This is a genomic window from Xanthobacter pseudotagetidis (genome assembly GCF_043194795.2).
GTDB classification, from domain to species: Bacteria; Pseudomonadota; Alphaproteobacteria; order Rhizobiales; family Xanthobacteraceae; genus Xanthobacter; species Xanthobacter tagetidis_A.
The window spans coordinates 4,376,748-4,401,898 of record NZ_CM195534.1; the positions used below are offsets into that span (position 1 = coordinate 4,376,748).

At 70.1% G+C, this 25,151-nt stretch carries 20 protein-coding genes; 1 reads left to right on the top strand and 19 read right to left on the bottom strand.

Annotated elements, in window-relative coordinates; all coding sequences use genetic code 11:
* Positions 1–18: 18 nt before the first annotated feature.
* The 19 genes from V5F67_RS19995 to V5F67_RS20085 form a co-directional block, all read right to left on the bottom strand.
* On the bottom strand, positions 19–774 hold the full coding sequence (locus V5F67_RS19995; RefSeq protein WP_394020314.1) for an SDR family oxidoreductase: 756 nt from the start codon (positions 772–774) through the stop codon (positions 19–21).
* Positions 775–967: 193 nt separating this feature from the next.
* Positions 968–2,092 carry an MFS transporter gene (locus tag V5F67_RS20000; RefSeq protein ID WP_394020316.1) on the bottom strand — a complete coding sequence of 375 codons (1,125 nt, stop codon included), beginning with the start codon at positions 2,090–2,092 and terminating at the stop codon, positions 968–970.
* Entirely contained in the window at positions 2,089–2,238 is a 150-nt protein-coding gene (gene ccoS / locus V5F67_RS20005) for a cbb3-type cytochrome oxidase assembly protein CcoS (protein WP_394020318.1), read from the bottom strand. Before ccoS ends, V5F67_RS20000 begins: the two co-directional genes overlap by 4 nt.
* The gene (locus tag V5F67_RS20010; RefSeq protein ID WP_394020429.1) at positions 2,235–4,442 is read right to left on the bottom strand and encodes a heavy metal translocating P-type ATPase; all 2,208 of its coding nucleotides are present in this window, start codon (positions 4,440–4,442) and stop codon (positions 2,235–2,237) included. The genes ccoS and V5F67_RS20010 overlap by 4 nt, the downstream gene beginning before the upstream one ends.
* A 239-nt stretch (positions 4,443–4,681) precedes the next feature.
* Complete coding sequence (locus V5F67_RS20015) at positions 4,682–5,185, bottom strand: FixH family protein (RefSeq protein WP_394020320.1); 504 nt, start codon at positions 5,183–5,185, stop codon at positions 4,682–4,684.
* A gap of 24 nt (positions 5,186–5,209) precedes the next feature.
* On the bottom strand, positions 5,210–6,691 hold the full coding sequence (gene ccoG, locus V5F67_RS20020; protein WP_394020322.1) for a cytochrome c oxidase accessory protein CcoG: 1,482 nt from the start codon (positions 6,689–6,691) through the stop codon (positions 5,210–5,212).
* A gap of 389 nt (positions 6,692–7,080) precedes the next feature.
* Positions 7,081–7,962, bottom strand: a complete 882-nt coding sequence (ccoP, locus tag V5F67_RS20025; RefSeq protein ID WP_394020324.1) for a cytochrome-c oxidase, cbb3-type subunit III — start codon at positions 7,960–7,962, stop codon at positions 7,081–7,083.
* Between the two features lie 4 nt (positions 7,963–7,966).
* Entirely contained in the window at positions 7,967–8,128 is a 162-nt protein-coding gene (locus V5F67_RS20030; protein WP_394020326.1) for a cbb3-type cytochrome c oxidase subunit 3, read from the bottom strand.
* A gap of 3 nt (positions 8,129–8,131) precedes the next feature.
* On the bottom strand, positions 8,132–8,893 hold the full coding sequence (gene ccoO / locus V5F67_RS20035; protein ID WP_394020328.1) for a cytochrome-c oxidase, cbb3-type subunit II: 762 nt from the start codon (positions 8,891–8,893) through the stop codon (positions 8,132–8,134).
* Positions 8,894–8,904: 11 nt separating this feature from the next.
* The gene (gene ccoN / locus V5F67_RS20040; RefSeq protein ID WP_394020330.1) at positions 8,905–10,569 is read right to left on the bottom strand and encodes a cytochrome-c oxidase, cbb3-type subunit I; all 1,665 of its coding nucleotides are present in this window, start codon (positions 10,567–10,569) and stop codon (positions 8,905–8,907) included.
* Positions 10,570–10,988: 419 nt separating this feature from the next.
* Positions 10,989–12,155: an ABC transporter permease gene (locus tag V5F67_RS20045; protein WP_394020332.1), complete on the bottom strand. Its 1,167-nt coding sequence runs from the start codon at positions 12,153–12,155 to the stop codon at positions 10,989–10,991.
* Entirely contained in the window at positions 12,152–13,111 is a 960-nt protein-coding gene (locus tag V5F67_RS20050; protein ID WP_394020334.1) for an ABC transporter ATP-binding protein, read from the bottom strand. Before V5F67_RS20050 ends, V5F67_RS20045 begins: the two co-directional genes overlap by 4 nt.
* Positions 13,108–14,106, bottom strand: a complete 999-nt coding sequence (locus tag V5F67_RS20055) for an HlyD family secretion protein (RefSeq protein WP_394020336.1) — start codon at positions 14,104–14,106, stop codon at positions 13,108–13,110. Before V5F67_RS20055 ends, V5F67_RS20050 begins: the two co-directional genes overlap by 4 nt.
* Positions 14,107–14,329: 223 nt before the next feature.
* Positions 14,330–15,322 (bottom strand): branched-chain amino acid ABC transporter permease, encoded by a 993-nt coding sequence (locus V5F67_RS20060; protein WP_394020338.1) that lies wholly within the window; start codon positions 15,320–15,322, stop codon positions 14,330–14,332.
* Between the two features lie 10 nt (positions 15,323–15,332).
* Positions 15,333–16,214 (bottom strand): branched-chain amino acid ABC transporter permease, encoded by an 882-nt coding sequence (locus V5F67_RS20065; RefSeq protein ID WP_394020340.1) that lies wholly within the window; start codon positions 16,212–16,214, stop codon positions 15,333–15,335.
* A gap of 61 nt (positions 16,215–16,275) precedes the next feature.
* Positions 16,276–17,487 carry an ABC transporter substrate-binding protein gene (locus tag V5F67_RS20070; protein ID WP_394020342.1) on the bottom strand — a complete coding sequence of 404 codons (1,212 nt, stop codon included), beginning with the start codon at positions 17,485–17,487 and terminating at the stop codon, positions 16,276–16,278.
* 53 nt (positions 17,488–17,540) lie between these two features.
* Positions 17,541–18,254: an ABC transporter ATP-binding protein gene (locus V5F67_RS20075; protein ID WP_394020343.1), complete on the bottom strand. Its 714-nt coding sequence runs from the start codon at positions 18,252–18,254 to the stop codon at positions 17,541–17,543.
* Between the two features lie 2 nt (positions 18,255–18,256).
* The gene (locus V5F67_RS20080; RefSeq protein ID WP_394020345.1) at positions 18,257–19,027 is read right to left on the bottom strand and encodes an ABC transporter ATP-binding protein; all 771 of its coding nucleotides are present in this window, start codon (positions 19,025–19,027) and stop codon (positions 18,257–18,259) included.
* Positions 19,028–19,364: 337 nt separating this feature from the next.
* A complete protein-coding gene (locus V5F67_RS20085; protein ID WP_394020431.1) occupies positions 19,365–19,934 on the bottom strand; it encodes a peroxidase-related enzyme in 570 nt (189 codons plus the stop codon).
* A gap of 374 nt (positions 19,935–20,308) precedes the next feature.
* Between V5F67_RS20085 and V5F67_RS20090 the strand changes: the two genes are divergently transcribed.
* A complete protein-coding gene (locus V5F67_RS20090; RefSeq protein WP_394020347.1) occupies positions 20,309–25,141 on the top strand; it encodes an NAD-glutamate dehydrogenase in 4,833 nt (1,610 codons plus the stop codon).
* Positions 25,142–25,151 lie beyond the last annotated feature (10 nt).

A 25,151-nucleotide genomic window follows, 5' to 3' on the forward strand; every position in this document is an offset into this window, starting at 1 on the left:
GACGGCCGGGCGAGCGCCTCAGAAGTGGGCGAGGTAGCCGCCGTCCACCGCCAGGACGTGGCCGGTGACGTAGGAGGCCGCGGGCGAGGCGAGGAACACCGCCGCCCCGGCGATCTCGTCAGGCCGCCCCCAGCGCCCGAGCGAGGTGCGCCGCGAGAGCCATTCGCCCACCGCCTGGTCGCGCGCCAGCTCCGCATTGGGCTCGGTGAGGAAATAGCCCGGCGCGATGGCGTTCACGGTGATGGCGTGCGGACCGAGGTCCGCCGCCAGCGCCCGGGTGAGCGCCTCCAGGCCGCCCTTGGCGGTGGTGTAGGCGGCGTCACCGGCGCGCGAGAGCGGCCCGGCGATGGAGGTGATGTTGATGATGCGCCCGCCCTCGCCGCGCTGCGCCATGGCGCGCGCCACCGCGCGGGTCAGGTGCGCGGGAGCGATCAGGTCGAGCTCGATCAGGGCCCGGAAGTCCGCCGTCTCCATGTCGAGGAAGCCGCGGCGGTCGCGCGCGCCGGCATTGTTGACCAGGATGTGGATCGGCGGCGCCCCCACCATGCGCGCCGTCACCGCTTCGGCGTCGAACACGTCGAGCAGGAACGGCTCCGCATGGCCGCCCTTGCGCATGATGGCTGTGACGGCGGCCGAAAGGCGGTCCGCGTCGCGCCCGTTGACCAGCACGTGGGCGCCGGCCTGCGCCAGCGCCGCCGCGATCTCGAAGCCGAGCCCGGCGGCCGAGCCGGTGACGAGGGCGGTCTGCCCGGACAGGGAGAAGGGATGGGGCATCGGGCGCCTCGCTGGGGCGGGCGGCGGAGCGCCCTTCGGATCGGGGCCAGCTTATACCAAGGGCCTGCGAGTTCGACTCACGGGACCTTGGTCAAGCCCGCCCGGCGCTTGAGCAAGCCCACCTGACGCCGGTCGCAGACCGGAGCCGATGCCACGATAGCGACGGGCGCCACACCGCAAGCCGCCCCCGGCGTCAGGCCAGGAGGCCGCCGGCGAGGGCGCCGAGGATGGCGGCGAGGAACAGGCCGCCGTCGTGCAGCGCCAAGGCAAGACGGCCCGGCGGCCCGGCCGCGTAGATGGCGGAGGTCGCGCCCACGGTCGCCACCGACCAGCCGGCGCCCACCATCACCAGGGCCGCCGTGATCGCTTCCGGCGTGCGCATCAGGTTGAGCGGCACCGCGAGCGCCACCAGCGCCACGCCGAGCCCGGCGAGGACGTAGGGCGGCACCCGGTCGCCGGCGAGCGCCAGCGGCACGGCGGGCGCGTACATGGCCGCCACGTGCAGGGCGATGAAGCCGAACACCGCCGCCTCGCCGATGCCGCAGCCCACGAGCCCGAGCGGCGCGCCGGACATCACCGCGTTCATGCCGAACCAGGCGAGGGCGCCGAGCGCGGTCGGCACGACGATGGCCGAGAGCGGCACGCATTCCTTGGCGCGGAACACCGGCAGCGGATCGGGCGCGAGGCGCACCGCGACGCCCAGCGAGGCGGTGTGGGCGAGCGCCGCGAGCACCGCCGCGCCCACCAGAAAGAAGGGGGCGACCAGGTCTTCCGCGACCGTCGCCAGCGTCGGCCCGGCCACCGCGGCCAGCAGCCCGCCGGCCAGCACGCCGGCGGTGGCGGCGGCCGGGCGGCCCGAGGCGGCGGCGGCCTCGTGCCGGTAGAAGAAGGAGAAGCCCTGCGCCATGCCCAGCCACAGCGCGCCGAGGCAGGCCCAGGCGAACTGGCGCTGCACCAGCGCGACGGCGAGCAGCACGCCGCCGGCGATGCCCAGCGAGGCGCCGAGCGCGAAGCCGGTGCGCCGGCCGAAGGCGTCGCGCAGGAACGATGCCGGAAAGGAGGCGAGCGCGGCGCCCAGCAGCATGGCGGCGAACGGCACCGTCGCAAGCCCCGCGCGCGGGGCGAGCTGCGCGCCCGCCAGCGGCAGCGCCGCGGAGGCCACCGTCTGCGCCAGCACCGCGAAGGCGAAGCCGAGCGCCAGCGGCAGGATGCCCGCCGGTCCGCGGGCATTGTCGTTGGCGGGCGCGTCAAGCTGCGGGTCGCAGACGCAGACCAGCATGCCCGCGCGCGGCTGGGCGGCGCCTGCGGCCGGTCTCATTTTGGCAGATCGTCGTCGGACAGGACCCGCACCGCGGCCCCGTCGAGGTCTTCGTACTGGCCGCTCCTCAGGCTCCACAGGAAGGCGGCGAGGCCGCCGAGGCCGAGCATCAGCGCGAGCGGAACGAGATAGACGAGCACGTTCATGCGGGCACCTCCTCGAGGGCCGTGGCGTCGGTGGCCTCATCCTTGCGGCCTGGCCGCGCCGCACGCAAGGCGTTCAGCGTGACGAGGATGGAGGAGCCGGACATGGCGAGCGCGGCCACGAGCGGCGTCACCAGCCCGGCGATGGCCAGCGGCACCGCGATCACATTGTAGAGAACGGCGAGCGCGAGGTTCTGGCGCATCAGCCGTGCCGCCACGCGCGCCCCGTCCACCGCCGTCAGCACCGGCAGCAGGCGCCGGCCGAGGAACACGGCATCCGCATGCGCCTGCGTCACCGCCGCGCCGGTGGCGGGCGAGAGGGAGACGGCGGCGGCGGCGAGCGCGGGGGCGTCGTTGAACCCGTCGCCCACCATCAGCACGCTGCGGCCCGCGGCCTTGAGCCGGTCGAGCGCGGCGATCTTGTCGGCCGGCTTCATGCCGGCCTCGAAGCGGGCGATGCCGAGCGCGCAGGCCACCGGCGCCACCGCCGCCGGCCGGTCGCCGGAGAAGATCATGACATCGAGGCCGCGCGCCTTGAGCGCGTCGACCACCGGCTTGGCGTCGGGCCGAAGCTCCTGGTCGACGCCCATGACCAGGGTGCGCGCCCCGTGGCGGACGGCGATGAGCGAGCAGGTGGCAGGCAGGTCGGCGGGCGCCTGGGCGCCGCAGAAGGCGAGGCTGCCGAGACGCGCCTCGACGCCGTCCGCCATGGCGCGCACGCCCTCCCCGCTGTCCTCGCGCACGTCGGCGAGCGGCGGGCCGTCCGCATGCGCCGCCACCACGCGGGCGAGCGGATGGCGGCTCGCGCTCGCGAGCCGGCCGGCGAGGCCGAGAAGCGCGGGGTCCGCGCCGGCCGGAAGGCGCAAGGCGGGGTCGGGCAGGGTCAGCGTGCCGGTCTTGTCGAACACCACGGTGTCGACCCCGGCGAGGCGCTCCAGCATGTCGCCGGCATTCACCAGCAGCCCGGCGCGGAACAGGCGTCCGGTGGCGGTCACCTGGACCGCCGGAACCGCCAGCGCCAGCGCGCAGGGGCAGGTGATGATGAGCACCGCGACGGCGATCATCACCGCCTGGTGCAGCCCGGCGCCGAAGGCGAGCCAGCCGATGGCGGACAGGAGCGCGGTGAGGTGCACCACGGGCGCGTAGAGGCGCGACACCCGGTCGGCGAGGCGCACATAGCGGTTCTTGGCGGCGAGCGCGCCGTCGAGCAGGCGCTGCACGTCGTCCACCAGCGTGTTCTCGCCGCCGGCGGTGACGCGCACGGTGACGGCGCCGGCGCCGTTCAGGCTGCCGGCATAGACCTGGTCGCCCGCCTTCAGCGCCCGCGGCAGGGTCTCGCCCGTCACCAGCGCCTCGTCGACCGCGGACGTGCCGGACACCACGGTGCCGTCCGCGCCCACCCGCTCGCCGGCGGCGACCAGGATGAGGTCGCCCGGCTTCAGCGCCTGGACCGGCACCCGGACCGGGCTGCCGTCCGCGTCCAGGCGCTGGGCCATCTCGCCGCGCAGCGCGGCGACGTTGCCCGCCACCGCCCGCGTGCGCCGGCGCGCCTCGTGGTCGAGGTAGCGGCCCGCCAGCAGGAAGAACAGCAGCATGATGGCGCTGTCGAAATAAGCGTGCTCCTGGCTCAGCGCGGTCTCCACCACGCTCATGCCGAGGGCGAGGATGACGCCGATGGAGATCGGCACGTCCATGTTCAGCGAGCGCGTGCGCAGCGCCCGCATGGCGCTCTGGAAGAAGGGCTGGCCGGCATAGGCCGCCGCCGGCAGGGCGATGAGCGCCGAGATCCAGTGGAAGAAGTCGCGCGTCTCGGGGGTGATGTCGGTGACGTTGCCGGACCACACCGAGACCGACAGCAGCATGATGTTCATGGCCGCGAAGCCCGCCACCCCGAGGCAGCGCAGCAGCCATTGCGCGTGCCGCGCCTCGCTCTCCTCGGCGCGGCCGGCGAACGGGTGGGCGCGATAGCCGAGCGCCTCCAGGCGCCCCACCACCTCGGCGGGCGATGCGCCCTCCTCGAAGGCGACGGTGAGGCGATGGGTGGAGTAGTTGAGGCGGGCGCGCACCACGCCGGGCAGCGCCCTGACGCCGTTCTCGATGTCGCCGATGCAGGCGGCGCAGTCGATGCCGTCGACGGCGAGGCTCATCTGGGGAAGGCCGTCCTCCCCCTTGGCGACGAACATCGAGTAGTCGGCGGCCTGGGACATACCCACTGCGGGCATCCTTCCTGCACGTGCGGCCCGCGCCTGCGGCGGCCGGCCCGGTGGAAGCGTTGCATGCGCACCCGCCGCCGGGAAATAGAGATGGAGTACGATAGCGCGCCGGCGCGACGAACCGGCCGTCCTATCGTACTCCAAGGCCCGGACGGCCGGTGACTGGACGTGCCGTCCGACAGTCTCGACGCTCCCTCGGGATCACGGCTCGGGGCCGGCTCGCCCTCGGGGGCTTACGGAAGCTGCACCCGATTCTTGGACCGGAAGGCCCGCTCGCCGCCTTGCGAGAAATCAATCACCAGATCCCACTGGCCCGGTCCTGCCTCCGCCTTGGCGCGGTAGCGCCCCTCGCCCAGCGGCTCGAGGTCGAGCTCCACGTCGCGCCGCCCGTCGGTGGGATGGGCGAAGCGCCCGTCGGCAACGAGGCCGGTGAGCGGCCGGCCGGCGGCATCGGTGGCGCGCACCAGCACCGTGCGGTCCTCGCCCGCCGAATTGAGGCCCACGTCCACGGTCCAGTGCCGCGCCTCCTGCCGCTCCGCCGCCGCCACCTCGCCCTTGAAGGCGAGGCCGGCCTTGTAGGAGCTTTCGGTCTCGACCCCGGCGAAGGTGGAGACCGCGAGGCGCGCCATCACCACGTTGACGCCGATCACGACGGCGAAGAAGGCGAGGAGCGCGAACAGCACTGTGCGGCCGGTGATCTCGCGGGGGCGCCGGCCGCGCCCCAGGTCTGCCGTCATGGCCTGCTTCCTCATAAGCCCTCCTCAAGGCCCGATGAAGTGATCTGCGACCTTGGCGCCCAGGGCCGCGTGCTTGTCGCTCAGCACGAACGTGATGGGCAGCGAGGCGCCGGGCGGCAGCTTGTCGCGGGTGGTCACCAGCACGCGCAGCTCGCGCGTCTGGTCGGGGCCCACCACGAGCTGGTCGGCCTCGTCGCCGATCACCTCCAGCGTCGCGCCCGGCAGGCCCTCCACCGAGAGCGCGAACGTGCGCTCGGCGAGCTGCTTGTTGGTGAGGCGCACCGTGTAGGCGTTGCGGATCGCGCCGTCGGACAGGCGCACGAACAGCGGGTTGCGGTCGTGGATCGCCGCGACGCCCTCGGTGGAGCGACCGACCAGCGCCGTCAGCATCAGGCCGCAGGCGAGCACGATGAGCGCCACGTAGAGCAGCGTGCGGGCCCGGATGATGCGCTGGACGAACGGCTTGCCGGCGATGCGCGCCTCCAGGTTCGCCTCGCTCTCATAGGTGATGAGGTTGCCGGGGCGGCCGACCTTCGCCATCACGTTGTTGCAGGCGTCGATGCACAGGCCGCACTGGATGCAGGCGAGCTGCAGCCCGTTGCGGATGTCGACCCCGGTCGGGCACACGGCGACGCACTGGTCGCAGTCGATGCAGTCGCCGGCCTTGTCGCCGTGGGCGCGCGCCACCGCCGCCTTCTTCACCGAGGCGCGCGGCTCGCCGCGGTCGTAGAGGTAGGTGACGTTGAGCGCGTATTCGTCCGTCAGCGCCGCCTGGATGCGCGGCCACGGGCACATGTAGGTGCACACCTGCTCGCGCATGTGGCCGGCGAGCGCGTAGGTGGTGAAGGTGAGCACGCCGATGGACATGTAGGCGATCGCCGGCGCCTGGAAGGTGGCGAGCTCCACCACCAGGGTCGGCGCATCGGCGAAGTAGAGCACCCAGGCGCCGCCGGTCCACCATGCGATCAGCAGCCAGACCGAGTGCTTGAGCGTCTTGTGGGCGAACTTGTCGAGCGTCCACGGCGCCGCGTCCGAGCGGATGCGCTCGCGCCGGTCGCCCTCGATCAGGCGCTCCACCGCCATGAACAGGTCGGTCCACACCGTCTGCGGGCACATGTAGCCGCACCACACGCGCCCGGCGACCGCGTTCATCAGGAACAGGATCAGGGCGGCGAGGATCAGCAGGCCGGCGACGTAGTAGAACTCCTGCGGCCAGATCTCCAGGAAGAAGAAGTAGAAGCGCCGGTTGGGGAAGTCGATCAGCACCGCCTGGCTGGGCGCGTCGGGCCCGCGGTCCCAACGCACGAACGGCAGGAAGTAGTAGATGCCGAGCGTGACGATGAGCACGATCCACTTGATGGTGCGGAACCGCCCATGGACGCTCTGGGGATAGATCTGCTTGCGTGCCTCGTAGAGCGGAATGTCGTCCACGTCCGACGCGGGCTGCTTGAGCACCGCGACCTCGGTCGCGCTCTTCTGGGTGGGCTTGGTTGACAGGGCCGTCATTTCGTCGATCGCCGAATTTGGCTCCCGCCGCGCATCGGCCGGAGCGGTGCCATGGTGGACCTGCGGACAGTCACGATCCGCATCCTGGCCGTCATGCGCGGCCGGGCCGCCCTCCGTGCCCCCTGGGACGACCGCTCCAAAAGCCTCGCCGATGTCCTTGCGGACACCGGCGGAACCCGACCGGAAACGACCCCGAGACCTTGAGGCTCTTCCAACATTCATGAACCAGAATGTTGTCCCGGTCAGGCCGCCATCTCGTCGCGCCACGATTGGTCGCGCGACCTTTTGACATCCGTTTTCGCCCCTGGCGAAAGCGCCGCGTGCGGCATGCTCCAGCCGCGCCCCCCCCGAATGCCGCCCGGGCCCTGCGGCCCGGCCGGCACCGGCGCTCAGCGTCCGCCGCCCAGCGAGTGGACGTAGACGGTGAGCGCCTTGATGGTGGTGGGATCGAGACGCGCGTGCCACGCCGGCATCACGTTGCCGCGACCGTTGACGATGCCCTGCTCGATGGTCGCCTTGTCGGAGCCATAGAGCCAGATGCCGTCGGTGAGGTTCGGCGCGCCCAGCTCCTGGTTGCCCTTGCCGTCGTCGCCGTGGCAGGCGGCGCAGTTGGCGGCGAAGACCTCCTTGCCCTTGGCCTCGTCGGCGCCCGGCTTCTGGAGGCCGGCGAGCACCCGCACATAGTCCGCCACCGCCGAGATTTCCGGCCTCTGGAGGATGCCGTCCTTGCCGAAGGCGGGCATGTTGCCCTGGTGCGCGTCGGGATCGGCGGAGCGGATGCCGTGCTCGATGGTCTGCTGGATCTGGGGCAGCGACCCGCCCCACAGCCAGTCGTCGTCATTGAGGTTGGGATAGCCGGTGGCGCCGCCGCCGCCTGCGCCGTGGCAGGGCGCGCAATTGTCGGCGAAAGCGACGCGCCCCTGCGCCCGGGCAAGGTTCAGAAGCGCCGGCGTCTGCTCGATCTGCTCCAGCGAGGCGTTGGCGAGCTGGGCCGCGCTCTCCGCGCGCAGCGCGTTGAGGTCGGCGATCTGGATCTGCACCGAGGAACGCGAGTTCCAGCCCAGAAGGCCGGGGGTCGCGCCGGAGATCAGCGGCCAGGCGGGGAACAGCAGCCAGTAGCCCACCGCCCAGACGATGGTGGCGTACCACACCCACAGCCACCAGCGCGGCAGCGGGTTGTTCAGCTCCGAGATGCCATCCCACTCGTGCCCGGTGGTGGAGACGCCCGTGGCCGGGTCCACGGAACCATGGTGATCGTGTGTCGTGCTCACCGGATCAATCCTCCTTGAGAGGAATTTGGGCGGCGTCGTCGAAGTCTTTCTTGCGCTTCTTCGACGGCCAGAAGACGTAGGCCACCACCGCCGCGAAGGCGGCGACGAACAGGACGAGGCCCCAGGTCTGGGCGAAGGCGGCGAGGGCGTTATAGGTATCGCTCATGGCTCACCTCACGTTGGCCTTGTTGTCGTAGAGCTTGAAGTCCACGAGCGTGCCCAGCATCTGCAGGTAGGCGATCAGCGCGTCCGCCTCCGTGAGGGTGCCAGGATTGGCGTCGAAGTCCCGCACCTGCGCCTTGGGGTAGCGCTTCTCCAGGCCGTCCGCGTCCTCGGCGTCGCCGGTGGCCTGGGTCTTCAGGTCCTGCTGCGCCTTCTCGATCATCTCGTCCGTGTAGGGCACGCCGAGAATCTGCTGCACCCGCATGTCTTCCGCGATGTGCTTGGCGTTCAGGCGGGTCTGCGCCAGCCAGGGGTAGGACGGCATGATCGAGGCCGGCACCACCGCGCGCGGATTGTTCAGGTGCTCCAGGTGCCACAGGTCCGAATACTTGCCGCCGACGCGGGCGAGGTCCGGTCCCGTGCGCTTGGAGCCCCACTGGAACGGGCGGTCGTACATGCTCTCGGCCGCCAGCGAGTAGTGGCCGTAGCGCTCCACCTCGTCGCGCAGCGGGCGGATCATCTGCGAGTGGCAGTTGTAGCAGCCCTCCCGCACATAGATGTTGCGCCCGGCGAGCTCCAGCGGGGTGTAGGGCCGCATGCCCTCCACCTTCTCGATGGTGCTCTTCAGGTAGAAGAGCGGGGCGATCTCCACCAGGCCGCCGATGGAGATCATCACCAGGATGCCCAGCATCAGCCAGTAGGAGTGCTTCTCGAAGATCTGGTGCTTGGACCAGATCGAGGTGCCGGTGGAGGTTCCTTGGGACGCCATGTCTGCCTCCGTCATTCCGCCGGCGCCAGCGCGAGCTTGGGCTCGGCGGCGGCTTCGGGCATGGTGATGGTCTTCCAGACGTTCCACGCCATGATGAGGGCGCCGGCGAGGAACAGGATGCCGCCCGCCGCCCGGATCACGTAGAGCGGGTGCATGGCCTCCACCGTCTCGATGAACGAGTACTCCAGGAACCCGAGCTTGGTGTAGGCGCGCCACATCAGGCCCTGGAGGATGCCCGCCACCCACATGGACGAGATGTAGAGCACGATGCCGAGGGTGGAGACCCAGAAGTGCCAGGAGATCGCCTTCACGGAGTACATCTCCCTCTTGTGCCAGAGCCAGGGCACCAGGCAGTAGATGGCGCCGAACGAGATGTAGGCGACCCAGCCGAGCGCGCCGGAATGCACGTGGCCGATGGTCCACTCGGTGTAGTGGCTGAGCGAGTTCACCGCCTTCACCGACATCATCGGACCCTCGAAGGTCGACATGCCGTAGAAGGCGACCGCCACCACCATCATGCGGATGACCGGGTCGGTGCGCAGCTTGTCCCAGGCGCCCGAAAGCGTCATCAGGCCGTTGATCATGCCGCCCCAGGAGGGCATCCACAGGATCACCGAGAAGGTCATGCCCAGCGTCTGCGCCCAGTCCGGCAGCGCCGTGTAGTGCAGGTGGTGCGGGCCGGCCCAGATGTAGATGAAGATCAGCGCCCAGAAGTGGACGATGGACAGCCGGTAGGAATAGACCGGCCGGTCCGCCCGCTTCGGGATGAAGTAGTACATCAAGGCGAGGAAGCCGGCGGTCAGGAAGAAGCCAACCGCGTTATGGCCATACCACCACTGGAACATGGCGTCCTGCACGCCCGACCACAGGATGTAGGACTTCGACGAGAACAGCGAGATCGGGATCGTCGCGTTGTTGCCGAGGTGCAGGACCGCGATGGTGATGATGAAGGCGAAGTAGAACCAGTTCGCCACGTAGATGTGCGGCTCGGTCCGCTTCAGCACCGTGATCAGGAACACCAGGAAGTAGGTGACCCATATCACCGTCAGGAACAGGTCCGAATACCACTCGGGCTCGGCGTATTCCTTGCTCTGGGTGATGCCGAGCAGATAGCCGGTGCCGGCGATGACGATGAAGAAGTTGTAGCCCAGCACCACGAACCAGGGCGCGAGGTCGCCGGCGAGCCGGGCGCGCGAGGTGCGCTGCACCACATAGAAGGAGGTGGCGATCAGGACGTTGCCGCCGAAGGCGAAGATCACCGCCGAGGTGTGCAGCGGCCGCAGCCGCCCGAAGGAAATCCAGGGCAGGTCGAAGTTGAACATGGGGAAGGCGAGCTGGAGCGCGGCGATCACGCCCACCAGGAAGCCGGCGATGCCCCACACCACGGCGAAGATGGTCCCCACCTTCACCACGTCGAAATTGTAGTTCGGCTTGCCGTCGATGAACTGCGGCACCGGTCCGGCCGGGCGGTTCATGTAGCGGTTGCCGATGGCGAACACGCTGGCGATGCTCGCCGCCGCGAACAAATAGGCGTGGAAGGCGTACTCAGGCGTGTACGCCTTGGCCGCGATGATGATCGAGAGAAAGGCGAAGGCGGAGAAGCCCACCAGCGCCACGATCTCTCCGAACGTCATCGACTTGGCCGGGGCCTGGATCGGATCTTGTATGGTTGACATTGCAGAACCCCTCGCTCCGCAGCAATGGAATCTCGGCCGCTGGAACCCTGGCCGCACCATGCGCGGCGGCCCCATTTTCACCTTGATACAGGTCAAAGGTACGTGAGGCCGCGTGGCGCATGCGCACTGCGGCGGCGCGTCGCGGTTTCGCTACGACTTTGTGACGATTGTTCTTCGGACATACTTCGATGTCGGGCGAACTTGCCCCGGCTCAGGAGACATGCCTCTCCGCTGTCCGAAAATATTCATGCTCGGCAGCCCCGACTTTGTCCCGACAGCTTGGCGACATCTTGCCGCGCGGCAATTGCGCCTCCGCAGTCCAGCCCCTGGACCCCGCCGGGAATCATCCCTTCGGTCGTGTCAGCCTATCACGATTCCAATCTTGACCACAGGGAAGCGCCCTGGCGCCCCGCGCGGCGTCAGTCCAGCGTCTGGCGGAAGCGGGCGACCGCGATGCCCATGGCGAGCAGCATCAGCGCGAACAGCGCCGCGCCGTCGCGCACCAGGTCGGGAAGCCCGGAGCCCTTCAGCAGGATGCCGCGCACCATGCGCAGATAATGGGTGAGCGGCAGCCCCTCGCCGATCCACTGCGCCCATTCCGGCATGCCCGAGAACGGGAACATGAAGCCCGACAGCAGGATCGAGGGCAGGAAGAACATGAACGACATCTGCACCGCCTGGAGCTGGTTCTGCGCCAGGGTGGAGAAGGTGTAGCCGATGGAGAGGTTGGCGGTGATGAACAGCAGCGTCGCCGCCGAGAGCACGATGACGCTGCCCTCCACCGGCACGGAGAACAGCAGGATGCCCGCCCCGAGGATCAGCACCGCCTGGAGGATGCCCACCATCACGTAGGGGATGATCTTGCCCAGCATGATCTCCACCGGGTGGATCGGCATGGCGAGCAGGCTCTCCATGGTGCCGCGCTCGATCTCGCGCGTCACCGAGAGCGCGGTGAAGATCAGCATGGTCATGGTGAGGATGGTGCCGAGCAGGCCCGGCACGATGTTGAGCTGGCTGGTGCCGGCGGGGTTGTAGCGCCGGTGCTGCACGATCTCGAACGCGTCCTGGCTCGTGGCCTCGCGCCCCTGCGCCTCCTGGGCGATGGCGCCGACGAAGCGCTCGCGCGCCAGCGCGGTGCCGACCACCCCCGAGAGCGCGGCCAGCGCGTTGGCCGAGCCGACCGGGTCGGTGGCGTCCGCCGCCACCAGGATCTGCGGCCGGTCGCCGCGCCGGAGGCTGCGCTCGAAGCCGGCCGGGATCTCGACGAAGAACAGCACCTCGCCCGCCCGCACCAGGTGCTCGGCCTCCTCGGCGCTGCGCGCCTCGCGCACGAAGGCGAAGAAGGCGGTGTTCCGCAGCGCGGCGAGGATCGCCCGCGAGACATCGGTGTTCTCGTGCGAGAATACGGCGGTGGGCAGATGCCGTGGCGTGGTGTTGATGGCGTAGCCGAACAGCACCAGCTGCAGCAGCGGGATCATGATCATGGTGGCGAAGGTCACCCGGTCCCGCGTGAGCTGGATGTATTCCTTCACGATCATGGCCGTGACCCGGCCGAGGAAGCCGGCGATGCCGGTGCGCGCCGTCATCGCCGCGCATCCTTGCCGCGCATGAGGTCGATGAAGACGTCCTCCAGCGTCGGCTCATCCTTGCGCCAGACCAGGTGCGGCTCGGCGCGGAACGGGGCGATGGCGGCCTCCAGCGCCGCGGCGTCGCGGCCGGAGATGTGGAGCGAGGTGCCGAACGGCGCCACCATGTCGACGCCCAGCGCCGCGGTGAGCTTCTGCGACAGATCGGCGATGCGCTGGCTCGCCGCGCGCGCCCCCTCTCCCTTCACGTCCACGGTGTAGGTGTGGAGGCCCGAGGCGGCGATCACGCTCGCCACCGTGCCCTGCGCCAGCAGGCGGCCATAGGCGATGTAGGCGATCTCGTGGCAGCGCTCGGCCTCGTCCATGTAGTGGGTGGAGACCAGCACCGTCAGCCCCTCGGCGGCCAGCGCGTGGATCTGCGCCCAGAACTCGCGCCGCGCCTGCGGGTCGACGCCGGCGGTGGGCTCGTCGAGCAGCAGCAGGTCCGGCTCCGGCAGGATGCAGGCGCCGAGCGCGAGGCGCTGCTTCCAGCCGCCCGACAGCTCGCCTGCGAGCTGGCGCCCGCGCCCCTTGAGGCCGAGCCGCTCCAGCGCCGCCTGGGCGGCGGCCTCCGGCTTCGGCACCCCGTAGAGGCGGGCGACGAACTCCAGGTTCTCCTTCACCGAGAGGTCCTGGTAGAGCGAGAAGCGCTGCGTCATGTAGCCCACATGGGCGCGGATCTCCCGGCCCTGGGTCAGGATGTCCATGCCGAGGCAGGTGCCGCGCCCGGCGTCGGGCGTCAGCAGGCCGCACAGCATGCGGATGGTGGTGGTCTTGCCCGAGCCGTTGGGGCCGAGGAAGCCGTAGATCTGGCCGCGCTTCACCGTCATGGTGAGGCTGTCCACCACCAGGTTGGCGCCGAACCGCTTGCTGAGGCCCTCCACCTCGATGGCGACGTCGGCCGCCGGCACGCTCACGGCTTCGGCCCCAGCGTCACGCTCACCGGCTGGCCGGGACGGGCGGCGGCCGGGTCGGTGGGCCGCGCCTCCACGAGATAGACCAGCTTGGCGCGCTCCTCGCGGCTGTAGATGACGGGCGGAGTATATTCCGCCGCGTCGGAGATGAAGGACACCCTGGCCTTCATCGGCGGGCAGCCGTCGCAGGTGACGTCGATCTCCTGGCCGAGCGCCACCTTGGGCAGCATCGCCTCGGGCACGAAGAAGCGCACCTTGACGAGGCTCGGGGGCAGCACCGAGACCACCGGGCGGCCTTCCGGCACCAGCTCGCCGACGCGGTAGTAGACGGTCTGCACCGCGCCGTCCCGCGGCGTCTTCAGGGTGCGGCGGGCGAGGCGGATGCGCGCCGCCTCCAGCTGCGCCTTGGCGGCATCGGCGGCCTGCTCGGCGGCGTCGATCTCCTGGACGCGCGAGGCGATGCGGGCGGCGGAGATGCGCCGGCGCGCCTCGTCGAGGGCCGCCTGCTTCTCGTCGTAATCGTGCTGGGCGGCGTCGAGATTGGCCTGGGACGAGGCGCCCTTCGGCACCAGCTGCTTCTGCCGGGCGAGCTCAATGCGCGAGAGGTCGAGCGCCGCGCTGGCGCGCATCTCCGACGCCTCCAGGATGGCGATCTCCTCCGGGCGCTGGAGCGGCGAGCGGGCATTCTCCAGCTGCGCCTGCGCTTGCTTCATCTGCGCCTCGGCGGCCCGCACCTCGGCCTGCTGGAGGTCCTCCTCAACCCGCGCCAGAACCTCCCCCGCCGTCACCTTGTCGCCCTCGCTGACGTCGAGCGCGGTGAGCCGGCCGGCCTCCTCCGGGCCGACGAAGAGCAGGTCGCCCTCCACGTAGCCGGAGAAGACCTGCGCGCCGTTCTGCCCGCAGGCGGCGAGCGCCAGGCCAAGCGCCAGACCGGGCGCGGCGAGGGCCACGCGCAAGGATGGGCGCGGGAACGGGCGCGGGCGATGGGTCGGACTCATAAGGTGGCCTCTGAAGCGTCCTGCCAGCCGAGGCCGACGCGCAGAAGGTCCCGGTGGGGTCGCAGCAGAGCGCATCGCACGAAAAGAGTCACGCGGCCGGAGCGCGAGGGCGTCCGCGAGCCGCACCTGCCGGAGGCCGGCGACGCCTGCCGGCCCAGGGGGGAAGGGGGGACGCGTCCCCGGTCCCGGTGGCGGGGCTCTGTCCGCCCCCCTGCCCTGCGCCTCAGGGCTGCTGCTTGCCGCTCTTGTAGTAGCTGACGATGGCGATGATCTCGCCGACGATGCCGCGGCGGAACAGCGACACGGCGGCGACGAAGATGGCGCCCTGGATCACCAGCACCCACTCGCCGAGGCCGGCGAGGTAGTTCTGCATGGTGACGATGATGGCGGCGCCGACGATCGGGCCGAGGATGGTGCCCATGCCGCCCACCAGCGTCATCAGCACCACCTCGCCGGACATCTGCCAGGCGACGTCGGTGAGCGAGGCGAGCTGGAACACCAGCACCTTGGTGGAGCCGGCAAGCCCGGTGAGCGCGGCCGAGAGCACGAAGGCGAGCAGCTTGTACTGGTTCGCCCGGTAGCCGAGCGAGATCGCCCGCGGCTCGTTCTCGCGGATCGCCTTCAGCACCTGCCCGAACGGCGAGTGGATGGTGCGGTAGATCACCAGGAACCCGAACACGAAGATCGCCAGCACCACGTAATAGAGGTTGATGTCCTTGGTGATGTCGATCAGCCCGAACAGCGGCCGGCGCGGCACGCCCTGAAGCCCGTCCTCGCCGCCGGTGAACGGCGCCTGGAGGCAGAAGAAGAAGAACATCTGCGCCAGCGCCAGCGTCACCATGGCGAAATAGATGCCCTGGCGGCGGATGGCGAGCAGGCCGGCGAGCAGCCCGAGGAACGCGGCGAAGGCGACGCCGGCGAGGATGCCGAGCTCGGGCGAGAAGCCCAGCACCTTGATGGTGTGGGCGCAGATATAGGCCGAGCCGCCGAAGAACATGGCGTGGCCGAACGACAGGAGCCCGGTATAGCCGAGCAGCAGGTTGAAGGCGCACGCGAACAGCGCGAAGCACATCACCTTCATCAGGAACACGGGATAGACGCCGAAGGGCGCCACCAGCATCACCGCGACGGCGGCGATGCCGAACACGGCGAGCAGGCCGGAGCTGGGGCTCCGGGCGGTGGCGGCGGGCGCGGCGGTGGCAGGGGTAGAGCTCATCTCGACGCCCTCACTTGGCCGTGCCGAAGAGGCCGGCGGGCTTCACCATGAGCACGAGGGCCATGATGACGAAGATCACTGTGGAAGAGGCCTCGGGGTAGAACACCTTGGTGAGGCCCTCGACGATGCCGAGGCCGAAGCCGGTGACGATGGCGCCCATGATCGAGCCCATGCCGCCGATCACCACCACCGCGAACACGACGATGATGAGGTTCGAGCCCATGGTGGGGCTCACCTGGTAGGCGGGCGCCGCGAGCACGCCGGCGAGCGCGGCGAGGCCGACGCCGAAGCCGTAGGTGAGCGTGATCATGCGCGGCACGTCGATGCCGAACGCCTGCACAAGGTCCGGCCGCTCGGTGGCGGCGCGCAGGTAGGAGCCGAGCTTGGTGCGCTCGATCACGTACCAGGTCACGAGGCACACCACGAGGGAGGCCACCACCACGAAGCCGCGATAGTTGGGCAGGAACATGAAGCCGAGATTGGTGCCGCCCGGCAGCGGGTTGTCATAGGGAAGGCCGGACGAGCCGTACTGCCGCCGGAACAGGCCCTCGATGATGAGGGCGAGGCCGAAGGTGAGCAGCAGGCCGTAGAGATGGTCGAGATGGTAGAGCCTTCTCAGCAGCGTTCGCTCGATCACCATGCCGATGATGGCGACGATCAGCGGCGAGAGCACCAGCGCCCCCCAGAAGGGAATGCCGAGATAGTTCAGCAGCATCCACGCCCCGAACGCGCCCATCATGTACTGCGCGCCGTGGGTGAAGTTGATGACGTTGAGCAGGCCGAAGATCACCGCGAGCCCGAGGCTCAGCATGGCGTAGAACGCGCCGTTGATCAGGCCCAGCAGAAGCTGGCCGAACAGCGCCTGAGGCGGAATGCCGAGGAGTTCGAACATCGCGAGCGTCTCTTCAGGAAAGGCGGGCCGGCCTTGGAAGGCCGGCCCGGGACAAAGGGGATCAGCCCTTCTTGACGAGCGGGCACTCGCTTTCGGACAGCGGGCGGAACGCCTCGTTGGCCGGGATGGTCGCCTTCAGGGTGTAGTAGTCCCACGGGCCCTTCGACTCGGCCGGGGTCTTCACCTGGTAGAGATACATGGGATGGATGTGGCGACCGTCGGCGCGCACCTCGCCCTTGCCGAACAGCGGGTCGTCCGTGGGCAGCTTCTTCATCTCCGCCACCACCGCGGCGCCGTCCTTGGCGGACTTCAGCGCCTCGACCGCCTTCAGATAGTGCAGCACGCCCGAATAGACGCCCGCCTGGACCATGGTCGGCCGCTTGCCGCCGTTGGCCTTGGCGAACTCGTCGGCGAACTTGCGGTTGGCGTCGGTCTGGTCCCAGTACCAGGCGGCGGTCAGGTTCAGGCCCTGCGCCGTCTTGAGGCCGAGCGAGTGCACGTCGGTGAGGAAGATGAGGAGGCCGGCGAGGTTCTGGCCGCCCGCGACGATGCCGTACTCGGCCGCCTGCTTGATGGAGTTGATGGTGTCGCCGCCGGCATTGGCGAGGCCGATGATCTTCGCCTTCGACGACTGCGCCTGCAGCAGGAAGGAGGAGAAGTCGGCGTTGTTGAGCGGCACGCGCACCTTGCCGACCACCTTGCCGCCGTTGGCGAGCACGACCGCCTCGGTGTCACGCTCCAGCGCGTGGCCGAAGGCGTAGTCGGCGGTGAGGAAGAACCAGGTGTTGCCGCCGGTCTTCACGATCGCCTTGCCGGTGCCGTTGGCGAGCGCCCAGGTGTCGTAGGTCCAGTGCACCGTGTTGGGGGTGCAGGCCTTGCCGGTGAGGTCGGAGGTCGCCGCGCCGGAATTGATGAAGACCTTGTTCTTCTCCTTGGTGACGCCGGAGACCGCGAGCGCGACGCCGGAGTTCGGGGTGTCGACGATCACGTCGACGCCGTCCACGTCATACCACTGGCGGGCCACCGAGGTGCCCACGTCCGCCTTGTTCTGGTGGTCGGCGAAGATCACGTCCACCTTCAGGCCCTTGGCGGCGGCGCCAAAGTCCTCGACCGCCTTCTTGGCGGCCCAGACCGAGCCTTGCCCGCCGAGGTCGGCATAGAGGCTGGACTGGTCGTTGAGCACGCCGATCTTCACGGGAATGGGATCGGCCGCGTAAGCGGCGCCGGCGCCGGCAAGGCAGCTGGCCGCCAGGAAAATGGCTGCAAGACGCATCTTATCTCCTCCCGCCGGCTGACCGCCGGCATGATTGTGCAAGGAAGCCCGGCTCAGACGCCGAGGAAAGCTTCAAGACGCGCCGCGTTTTCCGCGATCTTGTCATTTTCCACCATGTCCACCACCCGGCCGTGCTCCACCACGTAGTGGCGGTCGGCGACGGTCGAGGCGAAATGGAAGTTCTGCTCCACGAGCAGCACGGTGAAACCCTTCTGCTTCAGGGTCCGGATGATCTCGCCGATATGCTGGACGATCACCGGCGCGAGGCCCTCGGTCGGCTCGTCGAGCAGCAGCAGCTTGGCGCCGGTGCGCAGGATGCGCGCGATCGCCAGCATCTGCTGCTCGCCGCCCGAGAGCTTGGTGCCCTGGCTGTTGCGGCGCTCCTCGAGCCGCGGGAACAGCTCGTGGATCTCGTCGACGCTGAGGCCGCCCGGCAGCACCACCGGCGGCAGCAGCAGGTTCTCGCGCACCGACAGAGAGGAGAAGATGCCCCGCTCCTCCGGGCAGATGGCGATGCCGAGGCGGGCGATCTTGTTGGGCGGAAGCCCGACCGTCTCGGTGCCCTCGTAGCGGATCGAGCCGGCGCGCTTGCGCAGCAGCCCCATGATGGCGCGCATGGTGGTGGTCTTGCCGGCGCCGTTGCGCCCGAGCAGCGTCACCACCTCGCCGGGATGGACCTCGAAGGTCATGCCGTGCAGCACATGGCTCTCGCCGTAGTAGCCGTGCAGGTCCTTGACGTCGAGAAGGGCGGTTGCGTCGGTGGCCATCGTCAGTGCGCTCCGCCCGTGCCCATGTAGGCCTCGATCACCTGCGGGTTCTTCGACACCTCCGCATAGGGCCCCTCGGTGAGGATCTCGCCGCGCGCCAGGACGGTGATCATGTCGGACAGGTCTGCCACCACGGAAAGGTTGTGCTCCACCATCAGGATGGTGCGGTTCTTGGACACGCGCTTGATGAGCTCCGCCGTGCGGGCGATGTCCTCGCGGCCCATGCCCGAGGTCGGCTCGTCGAGCAGCAGCATCTCCGGGTCGAGCGCCAGCGTGGTGGCGATCTCCAGCGCGCGCTTGCGGCCGTAGGGCAGCTCCACCGCCAGATGGTTGGCATAGGAGGTGAGGTCGACGTCGGCGAGCAGCGCCATGGCGCGGTCGTTCAGGCCGTCGAGCGCGCTCTCGGACTTCCAGAAATGGAACGAGTTGCCCATCGGCCGCTGCAGCGCGATGCGCACGTTGTCGAGCACGCTCAGGTGCGGGAAGGTCGCGGAGATCTGGAACGAGCGCACCATGCCGAGCCGCGCCACGTCCGCCGGCGGCGTGCGCGTGATGTCGCGCCCGTTCAGGCGGATGGTCCCGCGCGTCGGCTCCAGGAACTTGGTGATGAGGTTGAAGCAGGTGGTCTTGCCGGCACCATTGGGCCCGATCAGGGCGTGGATGGTGTGGCGTCGAATCCGCAGGTCGACGTTCTTGACCGCCGCAAATCCTTTGAATTCTTTGGTGAGACCTGCTGCTTCAACGATGTAGGGCACGTCTGAGACAGTGTCCATGATCGCGGTACGCCCTCGCTGTTCCGGCCGGCAGCTCTCGCGCGCACGGCACTCATCCCTGGATCGGCACCTTGAGCGGCGCGCTTCTGATTGCGGCGCACCGTAGCACGGTGCGCCGTGCCGACGTCAATAGGCGGTCGGGCCGCATGAAGCAATTCTGGAAGTCATGCTGCCTTAGTCTAACCACCCGCCCGCGACACCCTGAAATTCCACGGCTGCCTTATGAATTTTTTTTAGGATCGAAGGTATAGGCTACCTTCGATCCTGTACAGCGCCGCCACTTCCGGGCGCCGAGACGGGGCGCGGCACCCGACCGCCCCGCCGCAGACCGGGCCGCTCAGGCCGCCGGCGTGCGCGCCTGGGCGTGGTAGGCCTCGTTCGGGCGCATGTCGGTGGCGGCGGCGATGCGGTTCGACATGTTGAAGAACGCGGTCACGGCGGCCACGTCCCAGATGTCGCGCTCGGAGAGGCCGACGCGGCGCAGGCCGTCGCGGTCCGCCTCCTCCACCTCGTGCGGGCGCTCGGTGAGCTTGACCGCGAAGTCGAGCATCGCCCGCTGGCGGGCATCGAGCCGGGCGGCGCGATAGTTCATCACCATCTGCTCGCCGAGGATCGGGTCGCCCGAGAGCTGGCGCACCGCCGCGCCATGCGCCGTGAGGCAGTAATAGCAGCGGTTCACGCTCGAGACCGCCACCGCGATCATCTCGCGCTCCAGCTTCGACAGGCCCGAGGGCGCCAGCATGAGATCGTTGTACATGGCCGAGAACGCCGACAGCTTCGCCATGTCGAACGCATAGGCGGCGAGCACGTTGGGGACGAAGCCGATCTTCTCCACACACTTGTCGAAATAGGCCTGGGTCGGCACGTCGAGCTCCGCCGGCGCGAGCCCGAGCGCGATCGCCGGCAGGTCGTCGCGTCCACGCGCGGCGGCGGATCTGGGGCCGGGGCTAGGAGCGGCCTTGGGAGCGGCCTTGGCGGCCGGCTTCGCGGTGGACTTCACGGCCTTGGCCGGGGCCCCGGCGGCCTGCGCCGCCGCCGCGCGGGGCGCCTTCGCCGGCTTGCCGGCGGGCGCCTTCTTTTCGGGCGTGCGCGTTTTTTCGGCGCCGCTCTTGTTTTCCTGGCCCTTGCGGCCGGATGCACGCATTTTCGTAGCCATCAGCCTTGCCTCGTCATCTTCGCGTCGCGGTGACGCACCACATGCTGACCACCTTCGGGGGTCCGAAGGACGGGTCGACCGCGCACCCCTCCCCAAGGGTGGCGGCAGCCTCAGGGGGAATGGCCATGAACGTCCGCGAATTTCAAGCCGCCGGCACCGACATCGACGCCCAGGCCCGCGCCGACCGGGTGCGCGAGCTTCTCGGCGGCGCCAGGCCGCCGGTCCCCGACGCCTTCGTGGACCTGTTCCTCGGCGCCCCCGCGCCGGAGGACATCGCCCCCCTGCCGGCCTCCGCCCTCGCCGTTCTGGTGCGCGACGCCTGGGCGCACGTGCTGGCGCGCGTCGCCGCGCCCGGCGCCACGGATGTGCGGGTGTTCAATCCCGAGGCGCTGGGCGGCGCCGTCACGGTGATCGAGACCGTGAACGACGACATGGCCTTCCTGTTCGACTCGCTCGCCGGCGAGCTCGCCGACCGGGGCGTCGAGCTGACGCTGGTCGCCCATCCCATCCTGCATCTGGAGCGCGGCAAGGACGGCGCCGTCACCCTCCAGTCCGGCAAGGCCCGCAAGGACGAGGGGGAGCGCCACGAGAGCCTGATCCATCTGCACGTGCGGGCGCTCGGCGCCGCCGCGCGGGCGGACCTGAAGGGCGCCCTGGAGCAGACGCTGGCCGACGTGCGGGCCATCAACGAGGACTTCCAGGCCATGCGCAAGCAGGTGCGCGCGCTCGGCAAGAGCCTCAAGAAGGAGAAGCACAGCTACGACGAGGACGCGCGCGAGGAGGCGGCCGACCTCGTGGACTGGCTCACCGACGACAATTTCATCTTCCTCGGCGTGCGGCGCTACGACCTCGCCGCCGACGGCGGCCTCGTCGCCGTCCCCGACAGCGGGCTCGGCGTGCTGCGCGACCCGTCCGTCCACGAGCTGCGCCTCGGCGCCGACCCGGTGGTGACGACGCCCGAGGTGCGCGCCTTCCTGGAAGGTCCCCAGCCGCTGCTGTTCACCAAGGCGAGCCTGCGCTCGCGGGTGCACCGCCGCGCCTTCATGGACTATGTGGGCATCAAGATCCACGACGAGAAAGGCCGGCTTTCCGGAGAGCTCCGCGTCATCGGCCTGCTCACCTCCACCGCCTACACCCACTCGGTGCGCGAGATTCCCTATCTGCGCCTGAAGGCCGAGGCGGTGCTCAAGCGCGCCGGGCTCGATCCGCAGAGCCATTCCGGCAAGTCGCTCTCCACCGCGCTGGAGACCTATCCGCGCGACGACCTGTTCCAGATCGACGCCGACACGCTGCTGGCCTATGCCAGCGACATCCTCTCGCTCTATGACCGGCCGCGCGTGCGCGTGCTGCCGCGCCTCGATCCGTTCGACCGCTTCGCGTCCGTGCTCGTCTACCTGCCGCGCGACCGCTACGATTCAGCGGTGCGCGAGGCGGTGGGCGCGCTGCTCGCCGCCGCCTATGACGGCCACGTCTCCACCTTCACGCCGGTGTTCCTGCCGGACGTGCCGCTGACCCGCGTGCACTTCATCATCGGCCGCCGCGTCGGCCGCATCCCGCAGGTGGACCGCGCCGGACTGGAGGCCGAGGTTTCGAGCCTCGTCATGTCGTGGGGCGAAAAGCTCGGCGCGGCGATCGCCGGGCGCCACGCGCCGGAGGCCGCCGACGCGCTCACCGCCCGCTATGCCGACGCCTTCGGCCCCGGCTACGTCGCCGCCTACGACATCGACACCGCCCTCTCCCACATCGACCTCCTGGAGCGGATGTCGGACGAGCGGCCGATCGCCATCGACTTCTACCGCCGCCCCGAGGACGGGGCCGGGCGCATCTCCCTGCGCCTGCTGTCCTTCGGCCAGCCGCTGCCGCTGTCCACCCGCGTGCCGATGCTGGAGAACATGGGCCTGAAGGCCATCAACGAGCGCACCTACCGCATCGAGCCGGCGGGCCCTGGCATGGCGCGCTCCTGGCTGCACGACATGTCGCTGGAGCGCGCCGACGGCGGCGCCATCTCCATGGCCGCATCGCCCGCGCGGCTGGAGGACTGCCTGAACGCGGTGCTGCGCGGCGCGGCGGAGAATGACGGCTTCAACACCCTGGTGCTCGACGCCGAGCTGAGCTGGCGCGAGGCGGCCCTCGTGCGCGCGCTCGGCCGCTATCTGCGCCAGGCCGGCATCCCGTTCTCGCAGGACTATCTGTGGACGGCGCTCGCCGCCCACGAGCCGCTGGCCCGCCACATCGTGGCGCTGTTCCACGCCCGCTTCGACCCGGCGCTCGACGGCGCGCCCGAGGCGCGGGCGGCGCGCGAGGCGCCGCTGCGCGCGGCCATCGACGCCGAGCTCGCCAAGGTCTCCAGCCTCGACGACGACCGCATCCTGCGCCGGTTCGTGAACCTCGTGGACGCGGCCATCCGCACCACCTTCTACCAGCGCGACGCGGAGGGCCGCGAGCGGGAGGCGATATCCATCAAGTTCAAGAGCGCCGAGGTGGAGGGCCTGCCGCTGCCGCGCCCGCTCTACGAGGTGTTCGTCTATTCGCCGCGCGTCGAGGGCGTGCACCTGCGCTTCGGCCCGGTGGCGCGCGGCGGCCTCAGGTGGTCCGACCGGCCGCAGGACTTCCGCACCGAGGTGCTCGGCCTCGTCAAGGCGCAGCAGGTGAAGAACGCGGTCATCGTGCCGGTGGGCGCCAAGGGCGGCTTCGTGCCGAAGCGCCTGCCGGCCGGCCCGCGCGAGGCGGTGATGGCCGAGGGCACGGCCGCCTACGAGGTGTTCGTCTCCGCGCTGCTCGACATCACCGACAACCTGAAGGGCGGCGCCGTCGTGCACCCGGCCGACACGGTGCGGCTCGACGGCGACGATCCCTATCTGGTGGTCGCCGCCGACAAGGGCACCGCCACCTTCTCCGACACCGCCAACGCCATCTCGGCGCGGCACGGCTTCTGGCTCGACGACGCCTTCGCGTCCGGCGGCTCGGTGGGCTACGACCACAAGGCCATGGGCATCACCGCCCGCGGCGCCTGGGAGGCGGTGAAGCGCCACTTCCGCGAGCTGGACATCGACATCCAGACCACGCCTGTCACGGTTGCGGGCGTCGGCGACATGTCGGGCGACGTGTTCGGCAACGGCATGCTGCTGTCGTCCGCCATCAAGCTGGTGGCGGCCTTCGACCACCGCCACGTCTTCCTCGATCCGGACCCCGCCGACCCCGCCCGCGCCCATGCCGAGCGCCAGCGGCTGTTCGACCTGCCGCGCTCCTCCTGGGCCGACTACGATGCCAGCCTGATCTCGCCCGGCGGCGGCGTGTTCGCGCGCTCGGCCAAGAGCGTCCCGCTGTCGCCTCAGGTGCGGGCGCTGCTGCGCGTCGACCGGGAGGAGATGGCGCCGGCCGAGCTCATCAACGCCATCCTCAAGGCCAAGGTGGACCTCCTGTTCTTCGGCGGCATCGGCACCTATGTGCGCGCCTCCGCCGAGACCGACATCCAGGCCGGCGACCGCGCCAACGACGCGGTGCGCATCGCCGCGAGCGACCTCGGCGCGCGGGTGGTCGGCGAGGGCGCGAACCTCGGCATGACCCAGCGCGCGCGCATCGAGGCGGCGCGGCGCGGGGTGCGGCTCAACACCGACGCCATCGACAATTCGGCCGGCGTGAACACCTCCGACGTGGAGGTGAACATCAAGATCGCGCTCGCTCTGCCGCTGGAGCAGGGCGCCCTCACCCGGCCCGACCGCGCCGCGCTCCTGAAGGAGATGGCCGACGACGTGGCGGGGCTCGTGCTCGTCAACAACTACCGCCAGACATTGGCGCTCTCGCTGGCCGAGCGGCGCGGCGTCGGCGAGCTGGCCTTCGACCAGCGCCTGATGCAGATGCTGGAGCTGCGCGGCGACCTCGACCGGGCGGTGGAGTTCCTGCCCTCGGACATGGAGCTGTCCGACCGCCGCTCGCGCGGGGAGGCGCTCACCCGGCCGGAGCTGGCGGTGCTGCTCGCTTATGCCAAGCTCACGCTGCACGAGGACCTGCTCGCCTGCCCGGCGCTGGACGATCCCTATTTCGCCCGCGAGCTCTCCGCCTATTTCCCGGACGCCATCGAGCGGCGCTTCCCCGAGGCGGTGGAGCACCATCGCCTCAGGCGCGACATCATCGCCACCCGGCTCGCCAACGGGCTCATCAACGAGGGCGGGCCCACCGCCTTCGCCCGCATCGCCGACCAGACCGGCGCCGATGCCGGCGCGGTGGCGCGCGCCTACGTCACGGTGCGCGACGTCTACCGCCTGCCGGAGCTGACGGCCGCCATCGATGCCCTGGACAACAAGGTGGAGGGCGCGATCCAGCTCGACCTCTACACCAGCGTGCAGGACCTCCTGGTCGGCCGCATCGTCTGGTTCCTGCGCAACGCCTCGTTCGCCGACGGCGCCGAAGCGGTGGTGGCGCAGTATGCGGACGGCATCGCCGCGGTGGTGGACACCATCGAGGAGAGCCTGCCGGAAGCCTGGCGCGAGCGCCGCGCCCTGCGCTCCGGCGAGCTGGAGGCGAAGGAGGTGCCGGCCGGCCTCGCCCGGCGCCTGGTGCTGATGCCCGCGCTCGCGGCCGCCACCGACATCGCTTTGGTGGCGCAGGCGACGGGACGCGCGATCACCGATGCCGCCTCTACCTTCTACGCCGCCGGCCGCTACTTCGCCGTGGACGACCTCGTCACCCAGGCGCGCATCATCGCCACCACCGACTATTACGACCGCCTCGCCCTCGACCGCGCGCTGGGCGAGATCGAGACCTTCCTGCGCCGGGCGACGGTGGAGATGCTGGCCACCGGCGGCGCCGGCGAGGAGGCGGTCGAGGCCTATGTGTCCGCGCGCCGCACCGAGGTGGAGCGGATGCGGGCGACGGTGAAGGACATCGCCGCCACCGGCCTCAGCCTCTCCAAGCTCACCCTGGCGGCGAGCCTGCTGTCCGACCTCGCGCGCGGCTGACGGGCGCCGC

Excerpts from the sequence above, each read along its gene's own strand:
- V5F67_RS19995 (WP_394020314.1), bottom strand. The coding sequence starts at position 774 with ATGCCCCATCCCTTCTCCCTGTCCGGGCAGACCGCCCTCGTCACCGGC.
- V5F67_RS20000 (WP_394020316.1), bottom strand. The coding sequence starts at position 2,092 with ATGAGACCGGCCGCAGGCGCCGCCCAGCCGCGCGCGGGCATGCTGGTC.
- ccoS (WP_394020318.1), bottom strand. The coding sequence starts at position 2,238 with ATGAACGTGCTCGTCTATCTCGTTCCGCTCGCGCTGATGCTCGGCCTC.
- V5F67_RS20010 (WP_394020429.1), bottom strand. The coding sequence starts at position 4,442 with ATGTCCCAGGCCGCCGACTACTCGATGTTCGTCGCCAAGGGGGAGGAC.
- V5F67_RS20015 (WP_394020320.1), bottom strand. The coding sequence starts at position 5,185 with ATGACGGCAGACCTGGGGCGCGGCCGGCGCCCCCGCGAGATCACCGGC.
- ccoG (WP_394020322.1), bottom strand. The coding sequence starts at position 6,691 with ATGACGGCCCTGTCAACCAAGCCCACCCAGAAGAGCGCGACCGAGGTC.
- V5F67_RS20030 (WP_394020326.1), bottom strand. The coding sequence starts at position 8,128 with ATGAGCGATACCTATAACGCCCTCGCCGCCTTCGCCCAGACCTGGGGC.
- ccoO (WP_394020328.1), bottom strand. The coding sequence starts at position 8,893 with ATGGCGTCCCAAGGAACCTCCACCGGCACCTCGATCTGGTCCAAGCAC.
- ccoN (WP_394020330.1), bottom strand. The coding sequence starts at position 10,569 with ATGTCAACCATACAAGATCCGATCCAGGCCCCGGCCAAGTCGATGACG.
- V5F67_RS20045 (WP_394020332.1), bottom strand. The coding sequence starts at position 12,155 with ATGACGGCGCGCACCGGCATCGCCGGCTTCCTCGGCCGGGTCACGGCC.
- V5F67_RS20055 (WP_394020336.1), bottom strand. The coding sequence starts at position 14,106 with ATGAGTCCGACCCATCGCCCGCGCCCGTTCCCGCGCCCATCCTTGCGC.
- V5F67_RS20060 (WP_394020338.1), bottom strand. The coding sequence starts at position 15,322 with ATGAGCTCTACCCCTGCCACCGCCGCGCCCGCCGCCACCGCCCGGAGC.
- V5F67_RS20065 (WP_394020340.1), bottom strand. The coding sequence starts at position 16,214 with ATGTTCGAACTCCTCGGCATTCCGCCTCAGGCGCTGTTCGGCCAGCTT.
- V5F67_RS20070 (WP_394020342.1), bottom strand. The coding sequence starts at position 17,487 with ATGCGTCTTGCAGCCATTTTCCTGGCGGCCAGCTGCCTTGCCGGCGCC.
- V5F67_RS20075 (WP_394020343.1), bottom strand. The coding sequence starts at position 18,254 with ATGGCCACCGACGCAACCGCCCTTCTCGACGTCAAGGACCTGCACGGC.
- V5F67_RS20080 (WP_394020345.1), bottom strand. The coding sequence starts at position 19,027 with ATGGACACTGTCTCAGACGTGCCCTACATCGTTGAAGCAGCAGGTCTC.
- V5F67_RS20090 (WP_394020347.1), top strand. The coding sequence starts at position 20,309 with ATGAACGTCCGCGAATTTCAAGCCGCCGGCACCGACATCGACGCCCAG.